Source organism: Haloferax gibbonsii (assembly GCF_001190965.1).
GTDB lineage: Archaea > Halobacteriota > Halobacteria > Halobacteriales > Haloferacaceae > Haloferax > Haloferax gibbonsii.
The window spans coordinates 190,746-216,922 of the sequence record NZ_CP011948.1; the positions used below are offsets into that span (position 1 = coordinate 190,746).

At 65.3% G+C, this 26,177-nt stretch carries 23 protein-coding genes; 12 read left to right on the forward strand and 11 right to left on the reverse strand.

Translation table 11 applies throughout. The annotated features are described in order from the left end of the window. Positions 1-38: 38 nt before the first annotated feature. Entirely contained in the window at positions 39-1,433 is a 1,395-nt protein-coding gene (locus ABY42_RS15825; RefSeq protein ID WP_050460077.1) for a sulfatase family protein, read from the forward strand. 131 nt (positions 1,434-1,564) lie between these two features. Then, positions 1,565-2,695: an enolase C-terminal domain-like protein gene (locus tag ABY42_RS15830; RefSeq protein ID WP_004972077.1), complete on the forward strand. Its 1,131-nt coding sequence runs from the start codon at positions 1,565-1,567 to the stop codon at positions 2,693-2,695. Between the two features lie 153 nt (positions 2,696-2,848). On the opposite strand, the gene ABY42_RS15835 is transcribed toward ABY42_RS15830, so the two are convergent. The 7 genes from ABY42_RS15835 to ABY42_RS15865 form a co-directional block, all read right to left on the reverse strand. Then, entirely contained in the window at positions 2,849-3,067 is a 219-nt protein-coding gene (locus ABY42_RS15835) for a hypothetical protein (RefSeq protein ID WP_049904912.1), read from the reverse strand. A 138-nt stretch (positions 3,068-3,205) separates the two neighbouring features. Beyond that, positions 3,206-4,267, reverse strand: coding sequence for an ABC transporter ATP-binding protein (locus ABY42_RS15840; protein ID WP_004972073.1), 1,062 nt, complete (start codon positions 4,265-4,267; stop codon positions 3,206-3,208). After that, the gene (locus tag ABY42_RS15845; RefSeq protein ID WP_004972071.1) at positions 4,264-5,334 is read right to left on the reverse strand and encodes an ABC transporter ATP-binding protein; all 1,071 of its coding nucleotides are present in this window, start codon (positions 5,332-5,334) and stop codon (positions 4,264-4,266) included. The genes ABY42_RS15840 and ABY42_RS15845 overlap by 4 nt, the downstream gene beginning before the upstream one ends. Positions 5,335-5,379: 45 nt before the next feature. Then, positions 5,380-6,405, reverse strand: coding sequence for an ABC transporter permease (locus tag ABY42_RS15850; RefSeq protein WP_004972068.1), 1,026 nt, complete (start codon positions 6,403-6,405; stop codon positions 5,380-5,382). A 2-nt stretch (positions 6,406-6,407) separates the two neighbouring features. Continuing rightward, positions 6,408-7,352: an ABC transporter permease gene (locus tag ABY42_RS15855; protein ID WP_004972065.1), complete on the reverse strand. Its 945-nt coding sequence runs from the start codon at positions 7,350-7,352 to the stop codon at positions 6,408-6,410. Positions 7,353-7,485: 133 nt separating this feature from the next. Then, positions 7,486-9,342 carry an ABC transporter substrate-binding protein gene (locus ABY42_RS15860; protein WP_050460078.1) on the reverse strand — a complete coding sequence of 619 codons (1,857 nt, stop codon included), beginning with the start codon at positions 9,340-9,342 and terminating at the stop codon, positions 7,486-7,488. A 123-nt stretch (positions 9,343-9,465) separates the two neighbouring features. Beyond that, on the reverse strand, positions 9,466-9,687 hold the full coding sequence (locus ABY42_RS15865) for a hypothetical protein (protein ID WP_004041061.1): 222 nt from the start codon (positions 9,685-9,687) through the stop codon (positions 9,466-9,468). A gap of 172 nt (positions 9,688-9,859) precedes the next feature. Here ABY42_RS15865 and ABY42_RS15870 point away from each other — a divergent pair, with 172 nt between their 5' ends. Continuing rightward, positions 9,860-10,321, forward strand: a complete 462-nt coding sequence (locus tag ABY42_RS15870) for a universal stress protein (protein ID WP_004972061.1) — start codon at positions 9,860-9,862, stop codon at positions 10,319-10,321. A gap of 138 nt (positions 10,322-10,459) precedes the next feature. Here the strand turns inward: ABY42_RS15870 and ABY42_RS15875 are convergent, their stop codons facing one another. Together ABY42_RS15875 and ABY42_RS15880 are read right to left on the reverse strand one after the other, a co-directional pair. Continuing rightward, on the reverse strand, positions 10,460-12,112 hold the full coding sequence (locus tag ABY42_RS15875) for a right-handed parallel beta-helix repeat-containing protein (RefSeq protein WP_050460079.1): 1,653 nt from the start codon (positions 12,110-12,112) through the stop codon (positions 10,460-10,462). Positions 12,113-12,253: 141 nt separating this feature from the next. Continuing rightward, complete coding sequence (locus ABY42_RS15880; RefSeq protein ID WP_004972056.1) at positions 12,254-13,093, reverse strand: NAD-dependent epimerase/dehydratase family protein; 840 nt, start codon at positions 13,091-13,093, stop codon at positions 12,254-12,256. 226 nt (positions 13,094-13,319) lie between these two features. On the opposite strand from ABY42_RS15880, the gene ABY42_RS15885 reads away from it, so the two are divergent. The 4 genes from ABY42_RS15885 to xacF all read left to right on the forward strand — a co-directional run bounded on the left by ABY42_RS15885 (position 13,320) and on the right by xacF (position 18,526). Then, positions 13,320-14,258, forward strand: coding sequence for a dihydrodipicolinate synthase family protein (locus tag ABY42_RS15885; protein ID WP_081605174.1), 939 nt, complete (start codon positions 13,320-13,322; stop codon positions 14,256-14,258). A gap of 639 nt (positions 14,259-14,897) precedes the next feature. Next, positions 14,898-15,932 (forward strand): SGNH/GDSL hydrolase family protein, encoded by a 1,035-nt coding sequence (locus ABY42_RS15890; protein ID WP_050460080.1) that lies wholly within the window; start codon positions 14,898-14,900, stop codon positions 15,930-15,932. A 98-nt stretch (positions 15,933-16,030) separates the two neighbouring features. Then, positions 16,031-16,939, forward strand: a complete 909-nt coding sequence (locus ABY42_RS15895; protein WP_004972049.1) for an AEC family transporter — start codon at positions 16,031-16,033, stop codon at positions 16,937-16,939. Between the two features lie 135 nt (positions 16,940-17,074). Then, on the forward strand, positions 17,075-18,526 hold the full coding sequence (gene xacF, locus ABY42_RS15900; protein ID WP_004972046.1) for a 2,5-dioxovalerate dehydrogenase: 1,452 nt from the start codon (positions 17,075-17,077) through the stop codon (positions 18,524-18,526). Positions 18,527-18,545: 19 nt separating this feature from the next. Here xacF and ABY42_RS15905 read toward each other — a convergent pair whose 3' ends face one another. Beyond that, positions 18,546-19,319, reverse strand: coding sequence for an IclR family transcriptional regulator (locus tag ABY42_RS15905; RefSeq protein ID WP_004972043.1), 774 nt, complete (start codon positions 19,317-19,319; stop codon positions 18,546-18,548). A gap of 188 nt (positions 19,320-19,507) precedes the next feature. Here ABY42_RS15905 and ABY42_RS15910 point away from each other — a divergent pair, with 188 nt between their 5' ends. Continuing rightward, positions 19,508-20,575 (forward strand): glycoside hydrolase family 88/105 protein, encoded by a 1,068-nt coding sequence (locus ABY42_RS15910; RefSeq protein ID WP_050460081.1) that lies wholly within the window; start codon positions 19,508-19,510, stop codon positions 20,573-20,575. Between the two features lie 102 nt (positions 20,576-20,677). Continuing rightward, entirely contained in the window at positions 20,678-21,775 is a 1,098-nt protein-coding gene (locus ABY42_RS15915; RefSeq protein WP_004972036.1) for a Gfo/Idh/MocA family protein, read from the forward strand. A gap of 541 nt (positions 21,776-22,316) precedes the next feature. On the opposite strand, the gene ABY42_RS15920 is transcribed toward ABY42_RS15915, so the two are convergent. Next, positions 22,317-22,619 carry an L-rhamnose mutarotase gene (locus ABY42_RS15920; RefSeq protein ID WP_004972034.1) on the reverse strand — a complete coding sequence of 101 codons (303 nt, stop codon included), beginning with the start codon at positions 22,617-22,619 and terminating at the stop codon, positions 22,317-22,319. Between the two features lie 79 nt (positions 22,620-22,698). Between ABY42_RS15920 and rhcC the strand changes: the two genes are divergently transcribed. The 3 genes from rhcC (at position 22,699) to rhcD (ending at position 26,177) form a co-directional block, all read left to right on the forward strand. Then, positions 22,699-23,568, forward strand: coding sequence for an L-rhamnono-1,4-lactonase (gene rhcC / locus ABY42_RS15925; RefSeq protein ID WP_050460082.1), 870 nt, complete (start codon positions 22,699-22,701; stop codon positions 23,566-23,568). A 183-nt stretch (positions 23,569-23,751) separates the two neighbouring features. Beyond that, positions 23,752-24,786, forward strand: coding sequence for a 2-keto-3-deoxy-L-rhamnonate dehydrogenase (rhcE, locus tag ABY42_RS15930; RefSeq protein ID WP_050460083.1), 1,035 nt, complete (start codon positions 23,752-23,754; stop codon positions 24,784-24,786). A gap of 185 nt (positions 24,787-24,971) precedes the next feature. After that, the gene (rhcD, locus tag ABY42_RS15935) at positions 24,972-26,177 is read left to right on the forward strand and encodes an L-rhamnonate dehydratase (RefSeq protein ID WP_004972028.1); all 1,206 of its coding nucleotides are present in this window, start codon (positions 24,972-24,974) and stop codon (positions 26,175-26,177) included.

Genomic DNA, 26,177 nt, shown 5'->3' on the forward strand with positions numbered 1-26,177 from the left:
CGGCCGTGAGTGATGCTCGCCCAAACGTCCTGTTCGTGATGACTGACCAGCAACGGTCGGACACGATTCAGGCGCTCGGAAACAGTCGAATCCACACCCCGAACATCGACCGACTCGTCGACCGCGGCGTCTCCTTCACCAACGCCTACTCGCCCGACCCGATCTGCATCCCGGCGCGACACACCATCCGAACCGGCTGCGAGGCCGTCTCGACGGGCTACCTCGGGAACGAAAAGCGCGACGCGCGACATCTCGAAGACCGGTGCGGCCCCTTCCTCGCTCGGAGCATGCGCGAGCGTGGCTACCGGACGTTCCTCGTCGGGAAGTATCACGCCCACCCCCGCGATATCGACCTCGGCTACGACCACCACCTGAGCTTCGAGGCGTTCCGCGAGGAGACCGGCCACGAGGTCAAGACGACCGCCCGGCAGGGCGCGATGGTCCACCTCCCCCAACAGAACCGACTCCCGCCGGACGACAACTACGAGGCGTGGATGACCGACCGCGCGGTCGACCTCGTCGGCCGCGACACCGACGAGCCGTTTTTCGGCCTCGTCTCGTACGAACCGCCGCACCCGCCGTTCGCGCCGTCGCCGCCCTTCGACCGGATGTACGACCCCGAGCGGCTCGGAAACCCGGTGAAAGGCGACATCGAAACCGACCACATGGACGAGAAGATACCCGCCCAGAACCACCACTTCTGGACGACCCGCGAGGGCGGTATCGACGACACCACCGTCCGGGTCATCAAGGCGTACTACTACGGGATGATTTCGGAGGTCGACCGGCGCATCGGTCGCCTGCTCGACGCGGTCGAGGCCCGCGACGACGCCGACAACACCCTCATCTGTTTCTTTTCGGACCACGGCGAACTCCTCGGCGACCACCGCGGCTGGGAGAAGTCGTCGTTCTTCGAGTCGTCGTGTCGCGTCCCGTTCCTCGTGAGCTGGCCCGCGGAGCTTCCGGAGGGCGACCGCCGCGACGACCTCGTGGCGCTGACCGACCTGTTCGGCATCGCGACGACCGCCGCGGGCGACCAGGAGCTCCGCGACGGCGTCGACGTGCTCGGGACGATTCGGGGCGACGCGGAGCCCCGCGAGCGGCTGTTCGGCTACCACCGGACGCCGCGGCTCCCGCCGAACTTCACCGGGATGGTCCGCGAGGGCCGCTGGAAGTACGTGTTCATGCGCAACGGCGGCCGCGAACAGCTGTTCGACCTCGCGGCCGACCCGAACGAACTCGACGAGTGCGCCGCCGACAACCCCGAGGTCGTCGCCGAACTCCGCGACGCGCTGGCGGAGAAGCTGACCGACGCGGGAGCGGACGAGTTCGTCGAGAACGGGACGCTCCGGCGCGCGCCGTACCAGGAAATCGACATGGGTCGGCTCGTCCGCGAGCCGTACCCCGAGGAGCCGGCCGACGTGCTGGACTGACCGACCGGCGTCACCGGGTTCTTTCCCCCGCTCTCCCCGGGTTCTCTCCCCCGCACTCCTCGCCGTCCGGTCCCCGAAATCGCCGGTCCCGCCGTACTTTTATGAGCGTTCCGCGTAACCGACTACCACGAATGGAGATCAGCGACATCCGTACCATCCGGTTCAGCTGTGAGTCCCACATCGACCCCGACGAGAAGGGCCACGGCCACCCCGGCGAGCCGAGGGAGTCGACGCGGACCATCACGCACGTCGTCGTCGACGGCGGCCCCGACGGCTACTGCCGCGGCGGTCACGAGGCGGCCAACGAGTTCGCGAAAAAGCACCTCGTCGGCGAGAACCCGCTGTACCGCGAGAAGCTCTGGCAACTGCTCTGTCGGGCCGAGCGACTGAACAAGGGAACGCTCACAGACAAGCGCGTCGCCCCCATCGACTGCGCGCTCTGGGACGTCGCCGGCAAGGACGCCGGCCTCCCGGTCTACCAACTCATCGGCGCGGCCCGGGACTCGGTCCCGGCCTACGGCAGCACGATGGTCGGCGACGACGACCCCGACGGACTCGGCTCGCCCGAGGCGTACGCCGATTTCGCCGAGGAACTCGTCGAGGAGGGCTATCAGGCCGTCAAGCTCCACACGTGGATGCCGCCGTTCGGCGACGACCCCGAACAGGACATCGCCGCCTGCCGGGCGGTCCGCGAGCGCGTCGGCGACGACATCGACCTCATGCTCGACGCCCACCACTTCTACAGCCGAAGCGAGGCCAAGAAAATCGGGAAGGCGCTCGAAGACCTCGACTTCCGCTGGATTGAGGAGCCGATGGACGAACACTCGATGTCCTCCTACGAGTGGCTCTCGAACGAACTCGACATCGCCGTCGTCGGCCCCGAGACCGCCGAGGGTCGGATGCACACCCGAGCCGAGTGGATAAAGCGGGACATCGCCGACATCATCCGCGTCGGCGTCTACGACGTGGGCGGCATCACGCCGGCGCTGAAGGCGGTCGGCCTCTGCGAGTCGTTCAACATCGAGTGCGAGATTCACGGCCGCGACGCGCCCAACCTCCAACTGCTCGGGACGATGGCGTTCCCCGGCCGGTACTACGAGCGCGGCCTCCTGCACCCGAAACACGACTACGAGACGTACTTCCCCGGCCTCGAACACCCGCCGGACGAAATCGACGAGAACGGCGTGGTCGAACTCCCGCAGACGCCCGGCCTCGGCTACGCGTTCGACTGGGACTACATCGACGCCAACCGCGTCGAGTAACCGCGCGAGAACGCGCGGCGAAACGGAGTACGGAACAACTGACGAGGGCCGCTACGAAACAGAATCGACTGCGGTCGCTGGCGCGGCGTTGCGCGCTGCTTTTCGGTTCGGTGTGTTAGTTCGACGTTCGGTGCCGGTGACTGAGCTCCGCGGTCAATTGTACGAGCCCCAGAGTCGGAGCAGCAGGTAGCCGCCGATGCCGACGCCGACGAGCGAGATGCCCCAGACGCCGAACATGCCCGCGAGCGTCCCGCCGAGGACGAAGCGCGCGAGCAGAATCATGAAGACGCCGGAGAGCACGGTCATGATGAAGTTCCGGTTCGACGACGCGGCCTTCCGGAGCGAAGGCACGCGCGATGCGTTGACTGACATACGTACTCACACGGTAGCTCTCCGCACACAAATAGATACTGTTCGCGGGCACGTCGTTCGACCGGCTCGAACGGCTCTGCGGGTCGAAAACCGATAGTTGAAAACTGGGTCTGGGTCGCGGCGTCCCGAGCGGCTGGCTCAGTCGTCGACGATGCTCGGACTGTCCCAGTACTCGTGGGTGTCGTCGGCGCGGAAGCACCGCGCGGCGTGGCCGTCCTCGTCTTCGAACGCGCCCGGGTCGTCGGTCTCACAGACCTCACGCGCCTTCGGACAGCGGGGGTGGAAGTGACAGCCGCTCGGCCGGTTCGTCGGGTCGGGGATGTCGATTTTCCGAATCGGGAGGTCGTCGTCTCCCTCTCCCTCGTAGAGGTTCGGCGTCGCCCACTTCAGCGCCTGCGTGTAGGGGTGCTGGGGGTTGCCGATGACCTGCTCTATCGGCCCGACTTCGACGATGCGGCCGAGGTACATGACGGCGATGCGGCCGCCGGACTTCTCGGCGATGTACCGGGCGTTCGAGAGGTCGTGGCTGATGAAGACGTAGGAGGTGTTGAACAGGTCCTGCAGTTCGAGCATCAGGTCCATCATCTCCACCCGGAGGCTCACGTCGAGGGCGCTGATGGCCTCGTCGGCGAGGATGACGTCCGGGTTCAAGAGCAGCGACCGAACGAGTACGACGCGCTGTTTCTCGCCGCCCGAGAGCTGGTGGGGGAACCGCTCGACGAAGTCCTCGGCGGGCGTGAGCCCGACGCGTTCGAGGAGCGCGTAGACGCGCTTTCTGCGCTCTTCCTCGCCGAGGTTCGGGTTCCACTTCTTCAGCGGGAGCATCAGCGAGGTGAGGATGCGCTGGTTCGGGTTCAGCGCGCTGCCGGGGTCCTGGTGAATAATCTGGAGGGACCGCCGAATCTCCGAGAACGGGATGTCCGGGTCGCGGCTGTTTTTCGCCTCCCAGATGTCCTGTCCTCGGAAGGTAATCGACCCGTGAGTCGGCTCTTGTGCGCCGATGATGGTCTTGCCGAGCGTCGACTTGCCGCAGCCGGACTCGCCGATGAGCGTGACCACGTCGTTCTCGCCGATGTCGAGCGAAATGCCGTCGACGGCGCGGACCGTCTGCCGCTCGCCGAACAGGCCGAGGAAGCCGCTGCTGTCGGTGAAGTGGACCGACACGTCGTCCACCGAGAGGATGGAGTTATCGACGCTCATTCGCCCTCACCGCCCTCTTCGGCCGCTTCCATCGCGGGAATCGGGATTTCGTCGGACACGTCGTCGTGGTAGAAACACGCGGTTCGGTGGCCGTTGCCGCGGTCCGCCATCGGCGGTTCCGCCTCCGCGCAGGACTCGTCGGCCATCGGGCACCGCGGCCGGTACGAACAGCCGGGGATGTTGGTCACCGGGTCGGGCTTCGAGCCCGAAATCGACTGCATCTCCTCGATGGGCGCGTTCAGGTCCGGGGTCGCGTTGAGGAGCGACCGCGTGTACGGGTGCGCCGCGTCGTAGAGAATCTCTTCGGTCGAGCCGACCTCGACGATGTCGAACGCGTACATCACGACGAGCCGGTCCGCGAGCTTAGTGAGAAGCGGCAGGTCGTGCGTGATGAAGATGATGGTCAGGTCGTACTCCTCTTTGAGGTCCTTGAGCAGCGACACGATAGAGCGCTGCATCAGGAGGTCGAGCGCGGCGGTCGGCTCGTCCATCACGAGCACCTCCGGTTCGAGGATGAGCGCGAGCGCGACGAGCGCGCGCTGTTTCATCCCGCCGGACAGCTCGTAGGGATACGAGTCGAGGACGCGGTCGGGGTCCAAGTAGAGGTCGCCCAGAATCTGGTGAGCCCGTTCGAGCCCCGCCTCGACGTCGCGGTTGTGGTCTTCGAGGGTCTCCTTGAAGTGGCCGCGGACCTTCTTGACGGGGTTGAACGAACTCATCGCGCCCTGGAACACCATGGCGACTTCGCCCCAGCGGAACTTCCGAAGCTCCTCTTCGTCGAGTTCGAGCACGGAAATCGGCTCGCCGCCGTCGGGCGGGTAGTAGGTGACCTCACCGGAGGTCTCGCCCGGGCTGACGACCGCGTTCATCAACGCGGACGAGGTCATCGACTTCCCGCTGCCGCTTTCGCCGACCATGCCGAGCGTCTCGTTGCGGTAGATGTCGAAGTCGACGTTGCGGACGACTCTCGATTCGCCTCGGTTGGTCCCGAAGGTGACCTCCAGGTCGCGGACTTCGAACACGACGTCTTGGTCCGGGTTCGAGTCGTTCTGATTCGACGTTCGCATTGTTTGGTTGGTAGTCATCGTCTGGTAATAGGTGTTGGCACGGGGTCAGTCCCCGCCGGTCGCCTGCGATTGGTTGTTCTTCGAGGTGCCTTTCTTCTTCGAGGTTTTCGCGTGGCGTGCCCGGAGACGGACGTTGAACAGGCTGTCGAGCCCCTGCGATAGCAGGACGAGTCCGAACGACAGCAGGAAGATACAGACCATGGGCGCGACCATCCACGGGAGCATGTCCGGTCGGGTGAGTGCGTTGCCCTCGTACGCGAGGTTCATCATCACGCCCCAGTTGAACGTGGTGAAGGGCAGGATGCCGAGGAAGTACAGACCCACGGACTCGAAGATGATGCGTCGAGAGGTGAGCGCCCCGTTAATCATCACGTACGGCATGAGCTGCGAGAGGATGTCCCGCCGGAGAATCGACGACAGCGGGATGCCCATGATTTCGGACGCCTCGACGTAGGACTCCTCGCGGATGCTCAGCACCTGCGAGCGGACGGTCCGCGCCAGTCCCGGCCAGTTGTCGATGCCGAGGAACACCCCGACGATGTAGGGGTTCTCGGGCTGGAAGATGGCCGTGATGACGATGATGAGCGGCAGCCCCGGAATCGTGATGACGACGTCGGTGATGGTCATCAGGAACGAGTCGATTCGCGTGCCGTGTTCGAAGCCGGCGACGACGCCCACGAGGGCGGCGAAGCCGACGCTCACGACCGCGCCCGCGAAGATCATCTTGAACATGCCCGGCGTCGCGTGGATGAGTTGGGCGTGAATCGGCTGGCCGAACACGTCGGTGCCGAGCGGGTACGCGAGCGATTCGAACGGCGCGGCGAGGACGGGGGCGTCACCGCTTGTCGGCCGCTCGACGAGCCAGACGCCGACGGTTCCCATGAGGAGGAAGAACGCGAGAATCGCGCCGCCGACGAGCGCGCGCCAGTCGTCGACCGCGATGCGCGCGGGGGCGACGATATTCATTTCGAGGAATCGCTTTGCGCGGTCGGCCCGCGATTCCGGGTCCGGGTCGATGTCTTCGTCGTAGAGGTCCTTCAGGTCGAACGAGTCGGAATGTGCTTCGCTCATAGTTACTCCTCACCCACCGAGATGCGCGGGTCGATGAGCGTGTACGTGAGGTCGGCGATGAAGATGGCGGTCAGCGAAATCGCCGTGAACACGATGAGCGTGCCCATCAACAGCGGGTAGTCTTGCGTCTTGACCGCCTCGAACATCAGGAGACCCATGCCCGGGTACGCGAAGACCTCCTCGACGATGACGGCGCTGCTGAAGACGCCGGCGATGCCGATCATGAACTGCGTGTACATCGGGAGGATGGAGTTGTGCCCGAGGTACTGCGTGGCGATGCGGGTCTCGCGGAGCCCGCGGAGCTGCGCCACGCGGATGTAGTCCTCGCCGAGGACGCGAATCGCGTTGCCGCGCATGGCGAGCGCCCCGGAGGTCGCGAGCGCGCCCATCGAAATCGCCGGGAGCGCCGCGTGCTTCACGAGGCTGAGCATGAACTCGGGGTTGTACCCCGCCACGATTCCCGAGCCGATGCGGCCGCCCGTCGGGAAGTAGTTGTTCTGGATGGCGAGGAAGTAGATGAGCACGACGCCGACGATGTAGTACGGAATCGAGTTGAGTCCGATGATGAGAGATGACACCGTGGAGTCGAACCGCGACTTCTCGCGGTAGGCCGTCATCACGCCGAGGAAGATACTCAGCGAGTAGCCCAGCGCGAGCGCGTAGACGCTGATGAACATCGACCACGGGATGCGCTGCATGATGAGCGTCGTGACCTTCTCGTTCTTGAAGAACGAAGTGCCCAGGTCCTGCCGGAGAATCACGTCAGACGCGTAGTTGAAGTACTGTACGTGCATCGGCTGGTCCGGATTCACGTTCGTGTAGAGCTGTATCATCCTGTTCAGTCGGTCGATGTCGACGCTCCCGCCGCTCTGCGAGAGAATCACGCTCCGCATCGCCTCCGTCGGACCACCCGGCATGGCTTGGTACAGCAGAAACGAGACCGTCATCGTGACGAGAAACGTCAGTATCGCTTGCCCGAGACGTTTCAACAAATACTTTGGTGTCATTATTAATAGTTTGGCTTCTAGCGTGAGAGGGCTTAATTGTGGTGGTTAAGCCCGTTGGGGGTGCCGTCTGACCTTACTCCGAGTTCGAGCTAATCCATCCGTTCTTGAACGAGAACTCGCCCGGCCGGTTCGTGTTGAGTTCGTAGTCGTCGCCCGTCGGCATGGAGAAGTCCTGCGTGTCGCCCCAGTAGCCGGAGTCTTCCTCGACGAAGACGAAGTCCGGAAGCGCGTAGTTGAACCACTGGACGAGGTCGCGGGTCCGCTCTTTGACCTGTTCTGCCGACTCGGAGTTCGGCAGGTCGTTCATGAGCTGTGCGGGCTGGATCTCCTTGCCGCTGCCCGAAACCTCGGTCGCGCCGACCTCGCTCGGGACGGTCGTCGTGAAGGGCTTGCCCGTCGGGCCGGTCTCGTTCCCGCTGGACGGGTCGCCGACCTCGATGCCGTAGAAGTTGTTCGAGAAGTACGCCGTCGGGTGCCAAAGCGCCTTCGCGACGTGCCATATCCAGAAGATGTCCGCCTCGTACGTTTGGAGGCGCTGGTAGTAGTCGGTCGAGCTGACCGTGCTAATCTTCGTCTGGATGCCGAACGCGTTGAGCTGGTCGTTGAAGACCTTCGTCGCCTGCACCTGGGTGTTGTTGTTCTGCGTGAGGACGGTGAACGTGAAGGACTCGCCGTCGGGGTCGACCCACGTCCCGTTCTCCTTGGTGTAGCCGGCGTCTTCGAGCAGCTGCGTCGCGGTTTCGAGGTCCTTGCCGACCGGGTAGTCGATGAGCTGGTCGACGAAGTCCGAACCGAGGTACTCCTCGTGAATCGTCGAGCGCAGCGCCGTCTGGTTCTCGGCGGGCGCGCCGACGGTTCCGGCCTGCCGCATCGCGGCGACCATCGATTCGAAGTCCACCGCGTTGACGATGGCGCGTCGGACGGGGAGCCTCGCGATGTGCTCGTTCTTGAAGTTGAACGTGAACTTCTGGGTGCGGAACCAGTTGAGCCGGTAGACGTTCTCGATGTTGTCCGGGTACCGGGACTGCTGGGACTCCGACATGAGCACGTCGGGGTTCATGTCGAGTTGGTCGTTCACCGACAGCGACTCCACGTCGGAGGTCGTCTCGGGGATGATGCGGACGTTCGGGATGTCCGTGCGGCTCGCGTACGGGTGGTCTTCGAACTTCTCGAGGATGGTCTCCGAGGAGTTGAAGCCGGTGACGCGGTACAGCGCGTTGCCGAGTCCCTCGTCGATGAGCTGTTGGGTCGTGATGCTCATGTCGAGGAGGTCGCTCGTCACGCTCTCGCGCTCGCTGTCACTCGATGCTTCCTCGTAGCGCGTGAGGTATTCGCGGTAGACCGACCGCGGGGTGTTGACGAACGTCTCGGCGACGTTCGCCTTCATGAGGTTGGGCGAGACGGCCGTCTTGAACGTCCGCTCGATGGTGTAGTCGTCCACGAGCGTGTTGCTCTCGATGGGCGACTGCTCGGGCGACTGCAGGCGGTCGATTTCGAGGCCGATGTAGTAGTCCTCGGCCGTCAGGTCGTCGCCGTTCCACCACTTGAACCCCTCGGGGAACGTCAGCGTGAGGGTCCGCCCGTCGACGGTCATGTCTTCGAGCAGGTCGGGTCGGACCGTCCCGTCGGCGTAGCCGCGCGCGACTTCCTCGAACAGTTGGTCCTGCAGGGTGTGCGCGTAGTTGCCGAGACTGTAACGGTTGAACTGCACGTCCGTCGCGGGTCGGCCCGCGGGGTAGTCGAGGGTGTCGTCGGCGATGGTCGCGCCGCCCTCGGTGCTCGTACCGCCGTCCGTGCCGCCTTCGGTGCCCTCTTCCGTCGTCGTCTGCCCCGAGCTATCGAAACAGCCTGCCAGACCCGCTGTGCCAGCGACTGCCCCGTATTTGATAAGGTCTCGTCTACTCCAGTTGGTTGAACGCTTTCCAGCCATGCGGTATCATCTATCATGATACTCCCGGTTAATATAGATACTGGATTTGTCCATACTGGCCGTGCCAGAGAAAATAACTATCATAGTTGTGATTCCTGACTGTCAGGGTTCGATGAACGTCTCTCACGCGCTTCTGGCCGTCCACAGGAGGAGTCCGAGCATCAGGACCGCCAACCCGCCGAACGTCGTCAGCTGGAGGTAGACGAGCGCGTGGGTCGTCGTTCCCGGCTCGATAGACGGGAGCGAGATGAGCAGCAGGACGATAGAGGCCAGCGAGATGACGAGGACGAACTTCATCCGGGTCTCGTAGTCGCGGAGCACGTCGGCGAGACTCGTTTCGGGCATGCCTACGTAGAGTACCGCGGTGTATTTCAGTATACTGCCCCGCCGGGCGACGAGTCGCGCGTCGCACGCGAGTGAGAAGATGCGCGGTCCGGTGGGTCGCACTCCCGCCGACCCCGCCCGCGCCGTCCGTTCCTGCGGTAGACTTAGATAAGACGAGACGAAATGCAGGTGCATGGACAGAGGATTAGTACTCATCGAGAACACCGACTTACACGCGGACCTCCTCCGGGAGGCCAGAGAACACGCGCTCGGCGCGGACGCCGACCTCGTCCTCCTCGTCACGCTCACCGAAGACGAGTTCGAGGAGACTCAGGAGGTCCTCGACACCATCGGCGACGTCGAGCACACGTCGTACACGGAACAGGACGCGTTCAAGGGCGCGATGAACGACGCCGAGGAAGTCGCCCGAGAGGTCTTCGGGACCGACGACGAGGTGTCCTACGAAATCGTCCCGCGAATCGCCAGTGAGAAAGAGCGCGCCGAGACGGTCATCGAAGTCGCAGAAGAGGAGGGCGCAGACCACGTGTTCATCCTCGGTCGGAACCGCTCGCCGACCGGGAAGGCGCTGTTCGGCGACCTCGCGCAGTTCGTGATTCTCAACTTCGACGGCTACGTGACGCTTCACACCGAGTGAGCGTCGTCGCGGCGGTCTGAACCGTCACCTGTTTTTCGGACTCATCGACCCGCGCAGTCGTTCGTCATCAGCCGTCGGCAATCGTCCACGTCGGCAGTCGTCCACGTCGGCCGTCAGCCGCCGGGTGCGACGGCCGCTTCAGCGCGTCTTGTCCACGACGTAGTCGATCGGCACGTCGACGCCGGGGTCGGTGCGCCACTCGAAGACGAGGTCCCAACTCCCGGCGGAGCCGTTCCATTCCACGTAGCTCTCCCACGCGTACGTCTCCGACGACCCCGTGGTCGCGGGCTTCGCGCGGACCGAGAGCGCCGACGCCTCGAAGTCCTCCGGTTCGTCGACGCTCCCCGGGATGGTCACGTCGGGGAACTCGCTGATTCCCTCGACGCGGGCCGCGGGCGACTCGCCGGCCGAGAGCGTCACCTCGCCGTCGGCGAAGCCGCCGCCGACGTTGTCCCGAACGACCGTGGTGTTCGAGAAAATCCCGATGTTCCGGGTCGTTCCGCCGCCCCGCACGTCGTTGTTGACGATGCGGTTGTGGTTGCACGCCGGGCCGGTTTCGAGGATTCCCCACGTCTGTTTCGGCTCGTCGCGGTCGTCGTAGACCCGGAGGTTGCTGATGGAGATGCCCTCCGCGGGAAGCTGTTCACCGTCGTTCCGCGAGTCGATGCGGACGCCGTCGCCGTTCGTGTTCTTGACGACGCCGCCCTGCACGGTGAAGTCCCGGCAGTTCTGGATGAGAATACCCTGGTCCTCCGCGCCCTCGATGTTGACGTGGCCGATGGTGATGTCGTAACACTCGGAGACGCCGAAGACGCCTCGATTGCCGCCGCGGCTGACGACCTCGCCGACCGTCACGTCGTGCGCGCCGTTGGCGACGCGGAACGTCGCGTAGCCCGCGGGGCCGCCGGGTTCGAGGCCGACGACGCTGTTCACCGTCGCGTCGACGGTGTCGTTGAGGAGGACGACGCAGCTCGCGGGGTCGTTGCCGACGACCTGCTCGATTTGGATGCGGTCGACGCCGTAGGTCTCGACGCCGTGGTGGCCGTTCCCCTCGATGTATATCTGCCCCATCTGGATGTCGGTCGACCGGGGCGCGTCGCCCCGCCCGTCGATGCGGATGCCGTCGCTCGTCACGCCCGTGATGCGGATGTCGCCGAGACGGACGTTCGAACAACTGGTGAGCCGGACACCCATCGCCGCGGGCCCGTCGACGACGAGGGATTCTACCTCGACGTGTTCCGCGCCGACGGCCCGGACGACCGGCGGCACCGACTCCCCGTCCGGAATCGAGAGCGTCACCGGCGCGTCGAGGGTCGTGTAACTCGGGAGTTCGAGGTTGCCGTCCGCGCCGGTAATCTCGCCGGGCGAGGCGATGAGCACCTTCTCGTTCCACGTCCGCCCCTCGGTGAGGCTGTCGACGGCCGCCTGCGCGACCGGTACGACGCCGTCGCCCGACGCGACTTCGCCGTCCGCGCCGTCCGCGTGGAACGTCCCGTCGTCGTCCTTCCAGACGATGACGTCGGCGTCGCGCGCCGAGGTGTAGAGGTGGTCCACGTCGAGCGACGCGAGGTTATACAGGCTGTTCCCGTTCGCGTCGACGTCTCGATTCCACGGCTTTCCGTCGGTTCCGCGACCGTTCCCGCGACTCTCGTCGCCCTCGCGTTCGTCGTCGGACTGGGCGGCCGCGGTGCCGGACAGCGCCGCGACACCCGTGCCCCCGAGGAGCGCGAGCGCGGTTCGTCTGGTGAGCGAGGCTCGGTTCGAATCGCTGGCTGTGGGTGTGTCTTTCATACCCACGAATCCGTTTTTAACAAATGTACATAAAGTTAATTGCAGAATCAGGTCGGCTTGCGTCAGCGACGACGTGTCGGCAGAAGAATCGAAAATGGGACAGACGGGACAGACAGCGGGACGTGGCTCGGACGTTCGGGACTACTCCGGCGGGCTATCCCACTCCTCGCCGTCGTCCTGCGGGTGGTACCCGATCTGCGAGCGGGCGTGTTCGAGGTCGTACCACCGGCGCTGGTTGTCGCTCACGCCGCTGAAGATACCGAACTCGACGTTGTCGTCCTGCAGACAGCAGTCGATTTCGTGGGCGAAGTCGCGGCGGGACTGCCACATCGCCTTCATGCGCCCGACGGTCTCTTCGTACTCGGCGCTCCCGCGCTCGAACTCGCCGTTCTCGACGGCCTGCTCGGCGTCGCCGTAGGGGTGGTCGTACTCCGGCATCCGGACGCTGCACACCCGGAGGGCGTAGAACTGCTTGGGGTATTCGTAGTTCTCGACGTAGTATCGGCCCATGTCCTCGCCGTAGGCCTTCGACGCGCCGTAGAACGAGTCGGGGCGGACGGGGTCGTCGTGGCCGACGACGAGGCCGTGACCCGGCTCGTAAATCTCGGGGGAGAACTCGTCCTCGTAGCCGCCCATGACGTGGTTGGTCGAGAGGAAGACGAACGACTCGATTTCGTTCTCGCGGGCGACTTCGAGCGCGTTGTACATCCCGATGATGTTGGGCTCGAAGATGTCCTCCCACGTGCCGTCGGTGTAGGGGTACGCCGCCATGTGGATCATGGCGTCCTGTCCCTCCGCGGCGTCGTTGAGGGCGTCGTAGTCGGACACGTCGCCGACGACGGTGTCGTAGCCACCGTAGGGGTGGTCGTCGGGACGGTCGGAGCGGTTGAAGTACGTGAAGTCGTAGTCGTCGTCGTCGTGCAGGTGGTCTATGACTGCGGTGCCGCACCGGCCATAGACGCCGGTCATCAAGACGTCCATACGAATCCACTCTGACCAAATCGTAATAAATTGATGGGTGACCGCGAAATCCGACTTCGCGCCGGCGTCGCTCCGTCGGCCGGGAATCGACCCCCGACCGTTTCGATAGTTCACAAAGCCTGACTGTTGATCCGCGGATGGGCCACTCGCGGGCGCTCTCGCGCGCGAACACCGGATTCAGGGGTTGACGATGCCTTTATCACGGTTGACTCAGATTGACTGTACCATGCCACTCGCAGACGACCGTGTACGTAGTCGTCTCCGTGGCGTCGCCGTCGGCTTGCTCACGCCGTTCGACGACGACCTGGAGATCGAACACGACAAACTCGAAGCTAACGCGAAGTCGCTTTCCGGCGACGGTATCTCGTCGTTCCTCGCGGCCGCGAACATCAGCGAATATCACTCGCTGACCCAACAGGAGCGCGTCGACGTGACGGAGACGAGCGTCGAAGCGCTCCCCGACAGCGCCTGCGTCCTCGCCGGCGTCGGCGGGTCGACGAAGGCCGCGACCGACCTGATGGAAGCCTACGACCGCATCGGCGTGGACGCGATGATGGTCATGCCGCCGGACCACACCTACGTCCACGAGCGCGGACTGCTCCGCTACTACGAGAAGCTCGACGCCGCGACCGACACGCCGCTCGTTCCCTACGTCCGCGGCTTCGACCCCTCGGTCTCTTTCCTCCGCGACCTCTCGCGCATCGAGGGCGTCGTCGGCGTCAAGTACGCCATCGAGGACCCGGTCAAACTCGGCTCCGCCGTCGCCGCCGCGGACGACGACGTGGTCTGGGTGGACGGCCTCGCCGAACCCTTCGCCGTCTCGTTCTGGAACGAGGGTATCGAGGGATTCTCCGCGGGCGTCAGTAACTTCCGCCCGGAAATCGGCCTCGCGCTGTTCGAGGCGCTCACCGAGGAGAACTGGGAGCACGCCCGCGAGATTCGCGACCTGACGCTTCCCTTCCAGGACTTCCGCGGCGAGACGGGCGAGGACAACGACCTGCCCGGCGCGATCAGCGTCTCCGCGGTGAAGAAAGGCCTCGAACTGGCCGGCCTGCACGGCGGGAACGTCCGCGAGCCGATTCGGTCGCTGTCGGCCGCCGACGAGCGCCGCGCCGAGGAACTGTACGAGGAACTCGACGACGGCATCGCCCGCGTCATCGACTGAACCGACGACTGCGACCGGAGCGCGAACCGACGGCTCCGACCGCAGCGACACCGACTGACCACGCTCACCACACCTGTCTGACGCCACCCGGCCGCATCGGTCGGACGCGCCCCACCACCGCTTTTCGTCGTCTCGCCGTCCTCACTCCGTTGCCGAGCCGTTGTCTCATCGGTCCGTTTGTAACCCATCGGCTCTCGACCCGTGACAACTGCGTTACTCCTCACTTCGGGCAGCCGAGCGGACAGCCCTCCGGAGACTGAGCGCTGCGCGGTCCGCGTACCACCCGATTTTGTTCGCCACTAGCGAACGAACAATCGCCGAATTGTGCCTCATTGTTCACTCTCGATGGGTTCCCCGTTCCCTGCTTGCGAACGGGTCGTTTCGAGCCTCTAACTGCGTTGAATCGGGGGTTTAGCTGGTTTGAGGTTCTTTTTGGCTCGCCGCTCCGAACGGCGAACGCGCGAATTCGGCGCTATAGCCACCGATAAATTACAAACATATGTCTGTAATTTTCCCGCCTCGGGAACCCGACTGCCGGACGAGGGCTCGTCTCGCGCCGAATCTCGCCGCGCTCGCCGCCGCGCGTCGGTCGCTGGAGGTAGCGATAAGTAGGTGCGGCGTGTGCGAGACTCACACGGTATGCAGCACGACGATATCCAGCACGACGACATTCAGTTCCACAACGTCAGGGCGCTCCAACGGGTTCGGCCCCGCGAGGGACTTCGATTGCTCCGCGTTCCGGAGGCGGTCAGGAGCGGCCTGAACACCGGCGCGCAGACGCGGATGTCTCACCCGGCGGGGACCGAGATACGGTTCGTCCCGGAGGAGACGGTTCGTATCACGCTCTCCTCCGAGGAGCGAAACAGCCTCGTTCGTCCGTTCTGGGGGGACTTTCAGGCGACAGGCGAGGAGTTCACGCTCGGGCCGGAACCGAAGACGGTCGAACTATCTCCCCCGGAGTCGCTTTCCGACCTCGACCCCGAAGCGACCGGCGAGATGCGCTACGCGCCCGACGTGTGTCGACTCGTCTTCCCCGGCGACCACCGCGGCGGCCACATCTACTACCACGACGTCGAGGGCGCGCGGCGGCCGCCGAGTGCCGACGAGGTGCCGAGCCTCCGATACCTCGCGTACGGCACGTCGATTACCGAGGGCGAGGCCCCGTCGGCGGAGATGCTCACGTACGTCAACCAGACGGCGCGGCGACTCGGCGCGGACCCGATAAACCTCGGCTCCTGCGGGACCGCCTACTGCGACCCCGCGATGGCCGAGCACATCGCCGCCCGCGACGACTGGGACGTGGCGACGCTCTCGCTTTCGGTGAACATGGTCGGTCGGTTCTCGCCCGACGAGTTCCGCGACCGGGCCGCGGACATGGTCGAGACCGTCGCCGCGGCGAACCCGACGAAACCCGTCGCCTGCATCACGCTGTTCCCGCACGTGCGCGAATACAAACGAGACCACGAGGAAGCGACGCTCTCCGAGACGTTCCGCCAGCACCTCCGCGACGTGGTCGCCGAGTGCGGCTACGACAACGTCCACCTCGTGGAGGGTCCCGACCTCCTGCCGACCGCCAGCGGGATGACGACCGACCTCGTTCACCCCGGCGACGACGCGATGGTTCGCATCGGCGAGCGCCTCGCGCGCGAGCTCGAATCTCTCATGGACGATTGACCGGGATGTGCGCGACTCAGACGCTCTCGTAGTCGAATTTTCCGAACGAAATCTCCGCGAGCGTAACACGGAAGGACCCCCCTGTTCGATGGGAGGGTATGACCGTCGCCGCAAATCTGGGCTACATGCTCGGGGTGCTCTGCCTCGGGGCGCTAGCGAAGCGTCTCGGCCTCCTCGACAGTAGCCGCCGCGACAAGCTCACGTTCTTCGCGTTCGCCTTCGCGCTCCCCGCGCTCGTGTTCACCTCGACGTACGACCAACCGATTCGCGAGGTCATCGAGCCGACGCTCCTTCTGGGCTTCTGGCTCGTCCTCTTCACCATGCTCGCCGTCGGCTGGGTCGTCCACCGCCGGGTGTCGCCGGACTCGGTTCGGAGCGTCGCCATCGTCCAGTCGTACTACTCCAACCTCGGTTTCCTCGGCCTCCCGCTCGTCGCTTCGACGTTCGGTTCGCTGACGACGGCGAAGGCGAGCGTCATCCTCGGCGTCGGCGCGCTCACCCACGTCCCGCTCACCATCACCGTTCTCGTCCTCGTCAACGGCGCTGACGTGTCGTTCAAAGAGGAGTTCATCGGCGTGCTCAAGACGCCGGTCATCCCGGCGCTCGTGTTGGGGCTCTCCTTTTCCGGGCTCGGCCTCGGCGTCCCCGGGGTTCTCGTGACGGGCCTCGACGCGCTCGCCTCGCTCGCGCTCCCCGTGGCGCTGCTCTCCATCGGCGCGTCGCTCACCGTCTCCGCCGAGTCGCTCGACCTCCGCACCGTCGGGGCCGTCGTCGGTAGCAAGGTCATCTTGATGCCGCTCGTCGCCTTCGCGGTGTTCTCGACGCTCGCGTCGAGTTGGACGACGGTCCAAGCCGGCGTGACGATGCTCGCGACGCCGACCGCCGTCTCGTCGTTCATCTACGCGAACGAACTCGGCGGCGACGCCGACCTCGCGTCGATAAACGTGTTCGCCACCACCGCCGTCTCGGTCGTGACGCTCTTCGTCGTCCTCCAGTTCCTTCTCTGAGGCGGCGGCTCGTCGGCAGTTCTCCCAACGCCCGAATTCGATTCTCTCGCGCCTTGTGACGGTCACGAACGCGTGGCGGCCACCGCCGCCGGCATGAGAAGCTTACTTAGTGATGGGTGTGCATGGCTAGGTCGAATGTCGAGAACTTACGGTAACTTCATCGACGGCGAATGGACAGACTCCCAGTCGGGAGAGACGTTCGAAGTCACGAACCCCGCGGCGGCCGGCGAAGTCGTCAGCGTCCACCCGGCGTCCTCCGAAGCGGACGTCGAGGCGGCGCTCGACGCGGCCGTCGCCGCACAGGACGAGTGGGCGTCGACGCCCGGCCCGTCCCGCGGCGCGATTCTCCGCGAGGCCGGCAACAACCTCGAAGCGCGCAAGGAAGAGGCGACCGAGGTGCTCGTCCGCGAGGAGGGCAAGACGCGCTCCGAGGCGGGCGGCGAGGTACAGCGCGCCATCGACATCTTCCACTACTACGGCGCGAAGGCGCGGGACTTCGGCGGCACCGTCAAGTCCGCAAGCGCCCCCGGAAAGGACCTCTACACGAAGCACGAACCCCTCGGGACGGTCGCGCTCATCACGCCGTGGAACTACCCCATCGCCATCCCGGTCTGGAAGCTCGCCCCGGCGCTCGCCGCCGGTAACACCGTCGTCCTCAAGCCGGCGTCCGAAGCTCCGGCCGTCGTCTCCATCGTCCTCGAATGCCTCGACGACGCGGGACTCCCGGCCGGCGTGGCGAACACCATCACCGGCTCCGGCAGCGAGGTCGGCGGTCCGCTCATCGAGAGCGAACGCATCGACGGCGTCTCCTTCACCGGCAGCACCGCCGTGGGGACGATGGTCGCCGAGACGGCCGCGGTCGACCTCAAGCGCGTCCAGTGTGAGATGGGCGGCAAGAACCCGACCGTCGTGATGCCCAGCGCGGACATCGAGGCGGCCGCCGAGACCGTCGGCGTCGGCGCGTTCGGCACGACCGGTCAGTCGTGTACGGCCACCTCGCGCGCCATCGTTCACGAGGACGTGTACGACGAGTTCGTCGCGGCCATCGCCGACTACGCCGAGTCGCTCGTCGTCGGCGACGGGCTCGACGACCCCGACATGGGCCCGCACGTCTCCGAGAACGAACTGTCCTCGACGCTCGAATACATCGACATCGGCTCCTCGGAGGGCGCGACGCTCGAAGCCGGCGGAAGCCGGCTCTCCGGCGACGACTACGACGACGGCTACTTCGTCGAGCCGACCGTGTTCTCCGGCGTCGGAAACGACGCCCGCATCGCCCAAGAGGAGATTTTCGGCCCCGTGCTGGCGGTCGTCGAGGCCGACTCGTTCGAGAACGCGCTCGACCTCGCCAACGACGTTGACTACGGCCTGTCGGCCAGCATCGTCACGCAGGACCTCAGCGAGGGCAAGCGCTTCGTCAACGAGGTCGAAGCGGGCGTCGCGAAAATCAACGAGAAGACGACCGGTCTCGAACTCCACGTCCCCTTCGGCGGCTACAAGGACTCCTCGACCAACACGTACCGCGAGCAGGGCGACGCCGGCCTCGACTTCTTCTCGTCGGTGAAGACCATCTACGAGAACTACTGAGCCGCGGGCCCCCGCGCGCTCAGGAGAACTTCGTGTTCAGTTCGATGACGTTCGCGGCGCTCCGGACGTAGTCCGCGAGTTCGCCGTGCAGGCGGTCCTCGGTGAACCGGCTCGACGGGCCGGTGATGCTAATCGCGCCGAGGATTGTCTCGTCGTTCTTGACCGGCGCGGAGACACAACGCAGGCCGTTGATGTTCTCCTCGTCGTCGATGCCGTACCCCTGCTCGCGGATGGTTTCGAGTTCCTCGAACAGCTCCTCGGGCCCGGTGATGGTGTTCGCCGTCTTGGGCTCGTACTCCATCGCCGCCGCGATCTCCTCGATGCGCTCGGGGGGAAGGTACGCGAGAATCGTCTTGCCGAGCGACGTGGAGTACATCGGCTGTTGGGTTCCCACCCGCGACAGCGTCTCGACGGCGTGTTCGCCCTGCGCCTTGTGGAGGTACGAGACCATTCCGTACTCCTCGACGCCGAACTGGACGATTTCACCCGTCTCCTCGGCCAGCGAGTCGACCTCCTTCTGGACGATGTCGAAGTTGCCTATCTGGTCGCGGACGTGCGAGGCGACGTCGAGGAAGCGCAGGCCGAGGCGGTAACCGTCGCCCTCGCGCACGATGATGCGCCGCTCTTCGAGCGTTCGGAGGTGGCTGTGGACCGTGCTCTTCGAGTGGCCGAGTTCGTCGGCGATTCGCGTCACCCCGATTCCCGCCTCCTCCTGCAGGAGGTCGATGATATTGAACGCTATCTGGACCGAGCGGATCGTTCGGCCGGGGCGTTTGTTCGGTTGGGGGCTCATGGTGTGACAGTCGAACCCGAGCCGTATATATCTGTTCCCGCCTGGGGAACGTGTCCGTTGTGACGAACGAGCGCTCCTCGGTTTCGGACTGGCTGACCGACCGGCGCGCACGGCCGCCGTCCGGTGGTGGCGCGACGCCATGGGATACATTTTTCATCCTCGCACGTATTCGTGTGGGTACTGTACCCATGCCAGCAGACGAGCTTACACCAGTCCAGCGCGCCGCGTCGTATCTCCGGTCGTTGGACATCGACGGTCAATCGTGGATCACCGGCGTCGCCATCAACGGCCTGCTCGCCGAGGGCGGAGACGAGTCGGTCGAGCGCGCGAAGCACTTCGTCGACACCGCGGTGGCGACCCAGAACGACGCCGGGCAGTTGAGCTACGGCCCGAGCTACCCGATCGAGGTCTTCAGCCACGGCCGCGAGTACGAGGCGAGCTGGGAGCTGACCGTCAAGAAGTGCATGAACACGAACAACAGCACCGCCATCGGCCACGGCGTCCTCGACTTCTACGACCGCACGGGCGAGGACCGCTACCTCGACGCGGCCGAGCGCGCCTACGAATCGCTGCTCTCCTTCGAGCGGACCGAAGACGGCGGCATCCCCCACCACGACCCCGAACTCGCGGGCATCAAGTCGCTGTGGATCGACTCCGTCTACATGATGTGCCCGTTCCTCGCGCGCTACGGCGCGGCCGCGGGCGACGACGACGCCTTCGACGAGGCGGTCGAGCAGATTCTGATTCACGCGGCGCACCTCCGCGACAGTCACACGGGCCTGTTCCGACACATCTGGGTCGAACAGCCGAACCACTACCCGCAGGGCGCGTTCTGGGCGCGCGGCAACGGCTGGGCCGCCGCCGCGTCGGCTGACGTACTCGAACGGCTCCCCGAGGACCACCCGAAGCGCGACGACCTCCTCGACCTGTTCCGGTCGCACTGCGAGGCGCTCCTCCCGCTGCAGGACGGCAGCGGCTTCTGGCACAACCTCGTCGACGACCCCCACACGCCGCTGGAGTCGTCGGGGACGCTCATGTTCGCCTACGCCTTCGCCCGCGGCATCGACCTCGGCATCCTCGACGAGGAGACCTACCGCCAACCCGCCGAAGACGGGCTCGCGGCCGTCTCCCGCGTCGTCGGCGAAGCGGGCGCGGTCAACCGCGTCGCAGGGCCGCCGGGCGGTCCCGAAGCACCCCTGACGGACACGCCTTACGGGCAGGGCTGGTTCCTCATGGCCGCGGCCGCGCTCGACTGAACCTCTCGACCCCCGGTATCCTTCTCGGCGCTTTCGGAGCCGGCACCACAGTTATGCGCTCCGGCGAACATTGACGAACGAACGCGAGCGACAGAAGACACCATGACCTACCACGCAGGCATCATCGGCACGGGCGGCATCGCAGGGATGGGCATCCTCGGCATGCACGACGAGGAGGCCATCGGCAGAGAGAAAATCGACGCAAGCCACGCGGGCGGGTACGCCGCGACCGACGACATCGAACTCGTCGCCGTCGCCGACGTGGACGAGGCGAAACTGGACACCTTCGGCGAGGCGTGGGACATCCCCGCGGACCGCCGGTACGTCGGCCACGAGGCGATGCTCGAGGCCGAGGACCTCGACGCCGTGTCGGTCTGCACGCCGTCGTTCCTCCACCGCGACCACGTCGTCGACGCCGCGCGCTCCGCGGCCGACCCCTCGGTCATCTGGTGCGAGAAGCCCATCGCGTCGTCCGTCAGCGACGCCGAGGAGATGGTCGCCGTCTGCGAGGAGGCCGACACGGAACTCGTCATCAACCACTCCTTCCGGTTCACGGACAAGCTTCGCCGACTCCGCGACCTCGTCCGCGAGGAGGGCATCCTCGGCGAGGTGAAGTCCGTGAGCGCGCAGTACCGGATGGAACTCATGCGCAACTCCACGCACGTCCTCGACACGCTCGTCTACCTCCTCGACGCGCGGGCGTCGCGGGTGAGCGGCCACATCACCGGCGAGAACGAGGCGCTCGACGCGCTGGACGCCACGGAGTCGGTCGTCGACGCCGGCGGCGGCGGACACGTCGTCATGGACGACGGCACGTTCGTCACGGTAGACTGCACGATTCCGCGCGATATCTCGTCGATGACGCTGAGCTTCATCGGCACCGAGGGCAAGCTCTACATGAACAACGACGACGGCGAGTGGCGCTACTGGTCGCTCGAAGACGGCGAACACGTCGAGCGACCGCTCCCCGGCATCGAGGGCGCGTGGACGTGGGAATCGGACTACAAGGGGTCGTTCGCCAACGCGGCGGCCCACGTGCAGGACCTCCTCGACGGGACGGCGGAGAACTACTCGCCCGGCGTCGCGGCGACCCGCTCGCTCGAAATCATCGTCGGGTTCTACCTCTCGCACTACACCGATTCGACGGTCGATATCCCGCTTCCAGGGCCGCTCCGGGAGGTCCCAATCACGTCGTGGTGAGGCGCGGTCGGTCGGTCAGTCGCTCACGCCGGAAAGACTTCCGGTATGGCCGGATGGTCTCTTGACGCCGGTTCTCGAACTGAATCGGGCGTATATTGCGGATAGAGGCCCACATAGTGCTGTATCGCGTTTTCCATTGCTCTCTCCCGCGTTGATCTTCTCGTCCGGCCGGTCGAATCTGCGCTCCGGGATATATCCGCGTCACTCCGCGTAGAAACAATTCCAAATTACAATTCTATGGTAGTAATGATTAGGGGCGTACAACCCGTTTGGACGGCAATCGCGTACATCGAGCCGTCGTACCACTCGGTTAGCGGATGACGCTCCACGGTCGATTCGAGCCGCGCCGATTTTCCGCCAGTGGCGGATACGTATCCGGAAGGACCGGAGCGAACGGTTATCCCGGGAAACGGCTATTTGTGCGCCGCTACTCCGCGGTAAATGCGACTTTGGGGTAATTCGTCCAGTACTGTTCCCGGTGAGAAATTCATCGCTGATGGCGGACGCTCCGCCATGGCCGGACAACTGTCTCCTTCGAGCGTCAGATCATCCGATAGACTTCGTCCATCCAACTGTCGTCGGTCTCGACGGTGATGCCGCTCATGAGCTCCGCCCAGTCGGCTTGCGCCTCGCTGTTGTCCATCACCTCTTGGATGGCCTCCGGGTCGTCGACCTCCATGAAGCCGAAGACGTGGCCGTCCTTCTCGAAGACGCTGTAGGTCTGTAGCCCGGCGTCGGAGTCCAGGTAGGCGGATTCGAGCGCCTCGGGGACGTTCTCGTGTTTCGTTCGGTACTCCTCTCGCTTGCCGTCCTTTATCTCAAGGTGGAACGCGATTCGCGCCATACGACCCCCGATTCGACGGCACCCGTCTTAGCTCTTCGGCGGGTAAGATTTAGTACGGGGTCGCCCGTCATCGACTGTAATGATAGATACCCACACCCACGCGTGGGGAGCCGCGAGCCCGGAGCATCCGTGGACCAACGGCCCCATCTTGGACCTCGTGGACAGCTTCGACGTGCACACCGTCTACACCGCCGAGCGCCTGCTCGCCGACATGGACCGAAACGGCGTGGACGAGGCGGTCGTCGTGGGCTACCCTATCTGCGACTGGACGGACAACTGGTACACCCGACGGGTCGCCGCCGAGTACGACCGACTCCACGGCATCGTGATGCTCGACCCCTTCGCCGACGACGCCGTCGAGCGCCTCGACCGCTGCATGGAGACCGACGGCGTCCTCGGCTTCCGACTCGGCGCTGCCTGCCCGTACGACCGGATGTGGGAGACGTTCGATCCGAGCGTGACGTGGCTCCGAGAGAGCATCGAGGAGACCGCCTTCTGGGAGGCCGCGGTCGAACACGACGCCGCCGTCCAGATTCTCTGCGACCACGGCCAACTCGACCAGGCGCTCGACCTCGTCGAGGCGTATCCCGAACTCACCTACCTGTTCGACCACTTCGCTCACGCCGGTCCCGAGACGCCCACCGACGAGGGCACGTTCAGCCGGTTCGCCGACCTCGCGGAACACGACTCGGTCGCGGTGAAGGTCTCGGAAATCGTCCACATGTCGGACTCGGCGTTCCCCTACGTCGACATGCACGACCACGTCCGGTGGCTCCTCGACACCTTCGGGCGCGAGCGGGTCGTCTGGGGTTCGGACTACCCCAACGTCAGCGACGTCGCCAGCTACGCCGAGGCGTGCAACTGGCTCAAGCAGGTCGACTCGCTGTCGGAGGCCGACCGGTCGTGGCTGACCGGGAAGTCGTTCCGGCGGCACGTCGACCTCGGGTGAGCCGCCGTCTTATGGTTCGTGCTGGCGGACGCGGGGCGTGTCGCCGGATATAGCCGACAGCTCGCCCCGTGTAGCCGCGGCTTCAGCCGCGCTATCACCGAAATTCTCCGCCCGCACCCAAACATATTAATCGGTGTGTTCACATGGTGTAAACGAGACGAACCCACACGGTTATTCGCAACTATGAAAGCCATTATTCAGACCGGGCCGCGCTCGGTAGAGACACAGGAGCGAGAGGTCCCCACCCCCAGTGCAGACGAACTGCTCATCAAGGTCCACACCGCGGGACTCTGCGGCAGCGACGCCCACGCCTACAAGTACGACGGCGGCTACGAGTGGATTCCCATCCCGCGTATCATGGGCCACGAGTACTCCGGGACGGTCGCCGAGGTCGGCGAGAACGTCGAGACGTTCGAGGTCGGCGACAAGGTCGTCGAGGAGCCGATTCACGACTGCGGTCACTGTTTCCAGTGTCAGAACGGCCAGCCCAACGTCTGCCAGAACTTCTCCATCACGGGCATGCACCGCGACGGCGCGTACACGGAGTACGTCACCGTCGCGCCCGAGCACGTCCACGCGGTGCCCGAGGGCGTTCCCCTCCGGCACGCCGCCATCACCGAGCCGACGAGCATCGCCACGCGCGCGGTCCTCGACCAGTCGGTGACGACCCCCGGCGACAACGTCCTCGTCGAGGGGCCGGGCCCCATCGGCATGCTCGTCGCCGCCGTCGCCGACTCCCTCGGCGCGAACGTCGTCGTCTCCGGGCTCGGACAGGACGCGGCGTATCGCCTCCCGCTGCTCGAAGACCTCGGCATCGACACGGTGAACCTCCAGGAGGAAGACGGCCTCGACGAGCGGGTCGAGAGCCAGACCGACGGCATCGGTTTCGACGTAGTCTTCGACGCGACGGGCCACCACAGCGGCGTCGTCTCCGGGAACGACGTGGTCCGCAAGGGCGGCCAAATCGTCGTCGTCGGCATCCCGAACTCCCCGAGCGAGCTCAGCCTCACGTCGACCGTCCGCGGCGAAGTCGACATCAACACCTCCTACGGCTCGACGTGGACCAACTTCGAGCAGGCGCTTCGCCTGATGGAGCGCGGCGAAATCGCGGTCGACAAGATTCTCGACACCTCCTACAGCGTCGACGACCCGGCCGAGGCGTTCGAGGCGTTCCTCGACTCGGAGACCTGCAAGCCGGTCTTCCAGTTCGACGGCTGAAGCGACACGACAACAGGCACCCCACCGAGGCGGCGCCGCCGCGTCACCGACTGATCCGAGTCTCCGACCGACTGACGGCGGGCCGACCGACCGACGAACCAGCGACCTCTCCGGGCCACAGGTCGCCCAACGACAGAAACTATTTTACCCGTGCCGATTGGATGTGAGGTCGTACCAAACAAATCATGGAGATTACAGACATCTCAGCGACGAAAATCAGTAACGAGTCGTGGGGCGAGTTCATCGAATTCCCGCTCGTCACCATCATGTCGAAGTACGACGAGTACCGCAACGTCGACGGCGAGAACCCGCAGGCCCGCCGCAAGTGGATGGGCCCCGTGGGCGACGTGGTCGTCGAGGTCGAGACGGACGCGGGCATCACCGGCGTCGGCGTCGGCAACTGGGGAACCGGTGCCATCGCCACCGTCGTCGAGGAGACGCTCTCGAAAATCGTCGTCGGCGAGGACCCGATGCAGCGCGAACTGCTCTGGGAACAGATGTACCGCGCCACGCTCCCGTTCGGTCGGAAGGGCGTCGCCGTCATGGCCATCAGCGCGGTCGACCAGGCGCTGTGGGACATCGCCGGGAAGGACGCCGGCAAGCCGGTGTACGAACTGCTCGGCGGCCCCACTAAAGACGAGATTCCCGCCTACGCGTCGAACCTCCACCCCGTCGACATGGAGAAACTCGAGCGCGAGGCCATCCAGTACGTCGAGGAGGGCTTCGACGCGATGAAGCTCCGCTTCCTCCACGGCCCCGAGGACGGCCGCGCGGGCATGAAGAAGAACGAGGAAATCGTCGCGACGGTCCGCGACGCCGTCGGCGACGAAATCGAAATCGCGGGCGACGCCTACATGGGCTGGTCGGTCAAGTACGCCAAGGAGATGACCCAGCGCCTCGGCAAGTACGACATGGCGTGGGTCGAGGAGCCGGTCATCGCCGACGACATCTCCGGCTACGCCGAGGTCCGCGAGGCCGCGCCGATGCCGATTTCGGGCGGCGAACACGAGTTCACCCGCTGGGGCCACGAGGACCTCCTCGAGGAGGGCGCGGTCGACATCCTCCAGCCCGACGTGGGTCGCGTCGGCGGTATCACGGAGCTGCAGAAAGTCGCCGACATGGCCGAAGTCCACGACGTGCCAGTCATCCCGCACGCCGGCACGAACCCGACGCTTCACGCCATCGCCGGGCACACGAACATGCCGATGGCGGAGTACTTCCCGACCCCCGAGTGGTTCGAGGAGCGCCAGGAGAAACGCGAGTCGACCTACGCCGACGCCATCTTCCAGAACCCGCCGTCGCCCGAAAACGGGTCGATTCCGCTCCCTGACGAACCCGGTGTCAGCACCCAACTGAACCGCGAGGCGCTCGAACACTTCGCCATCGAGTAA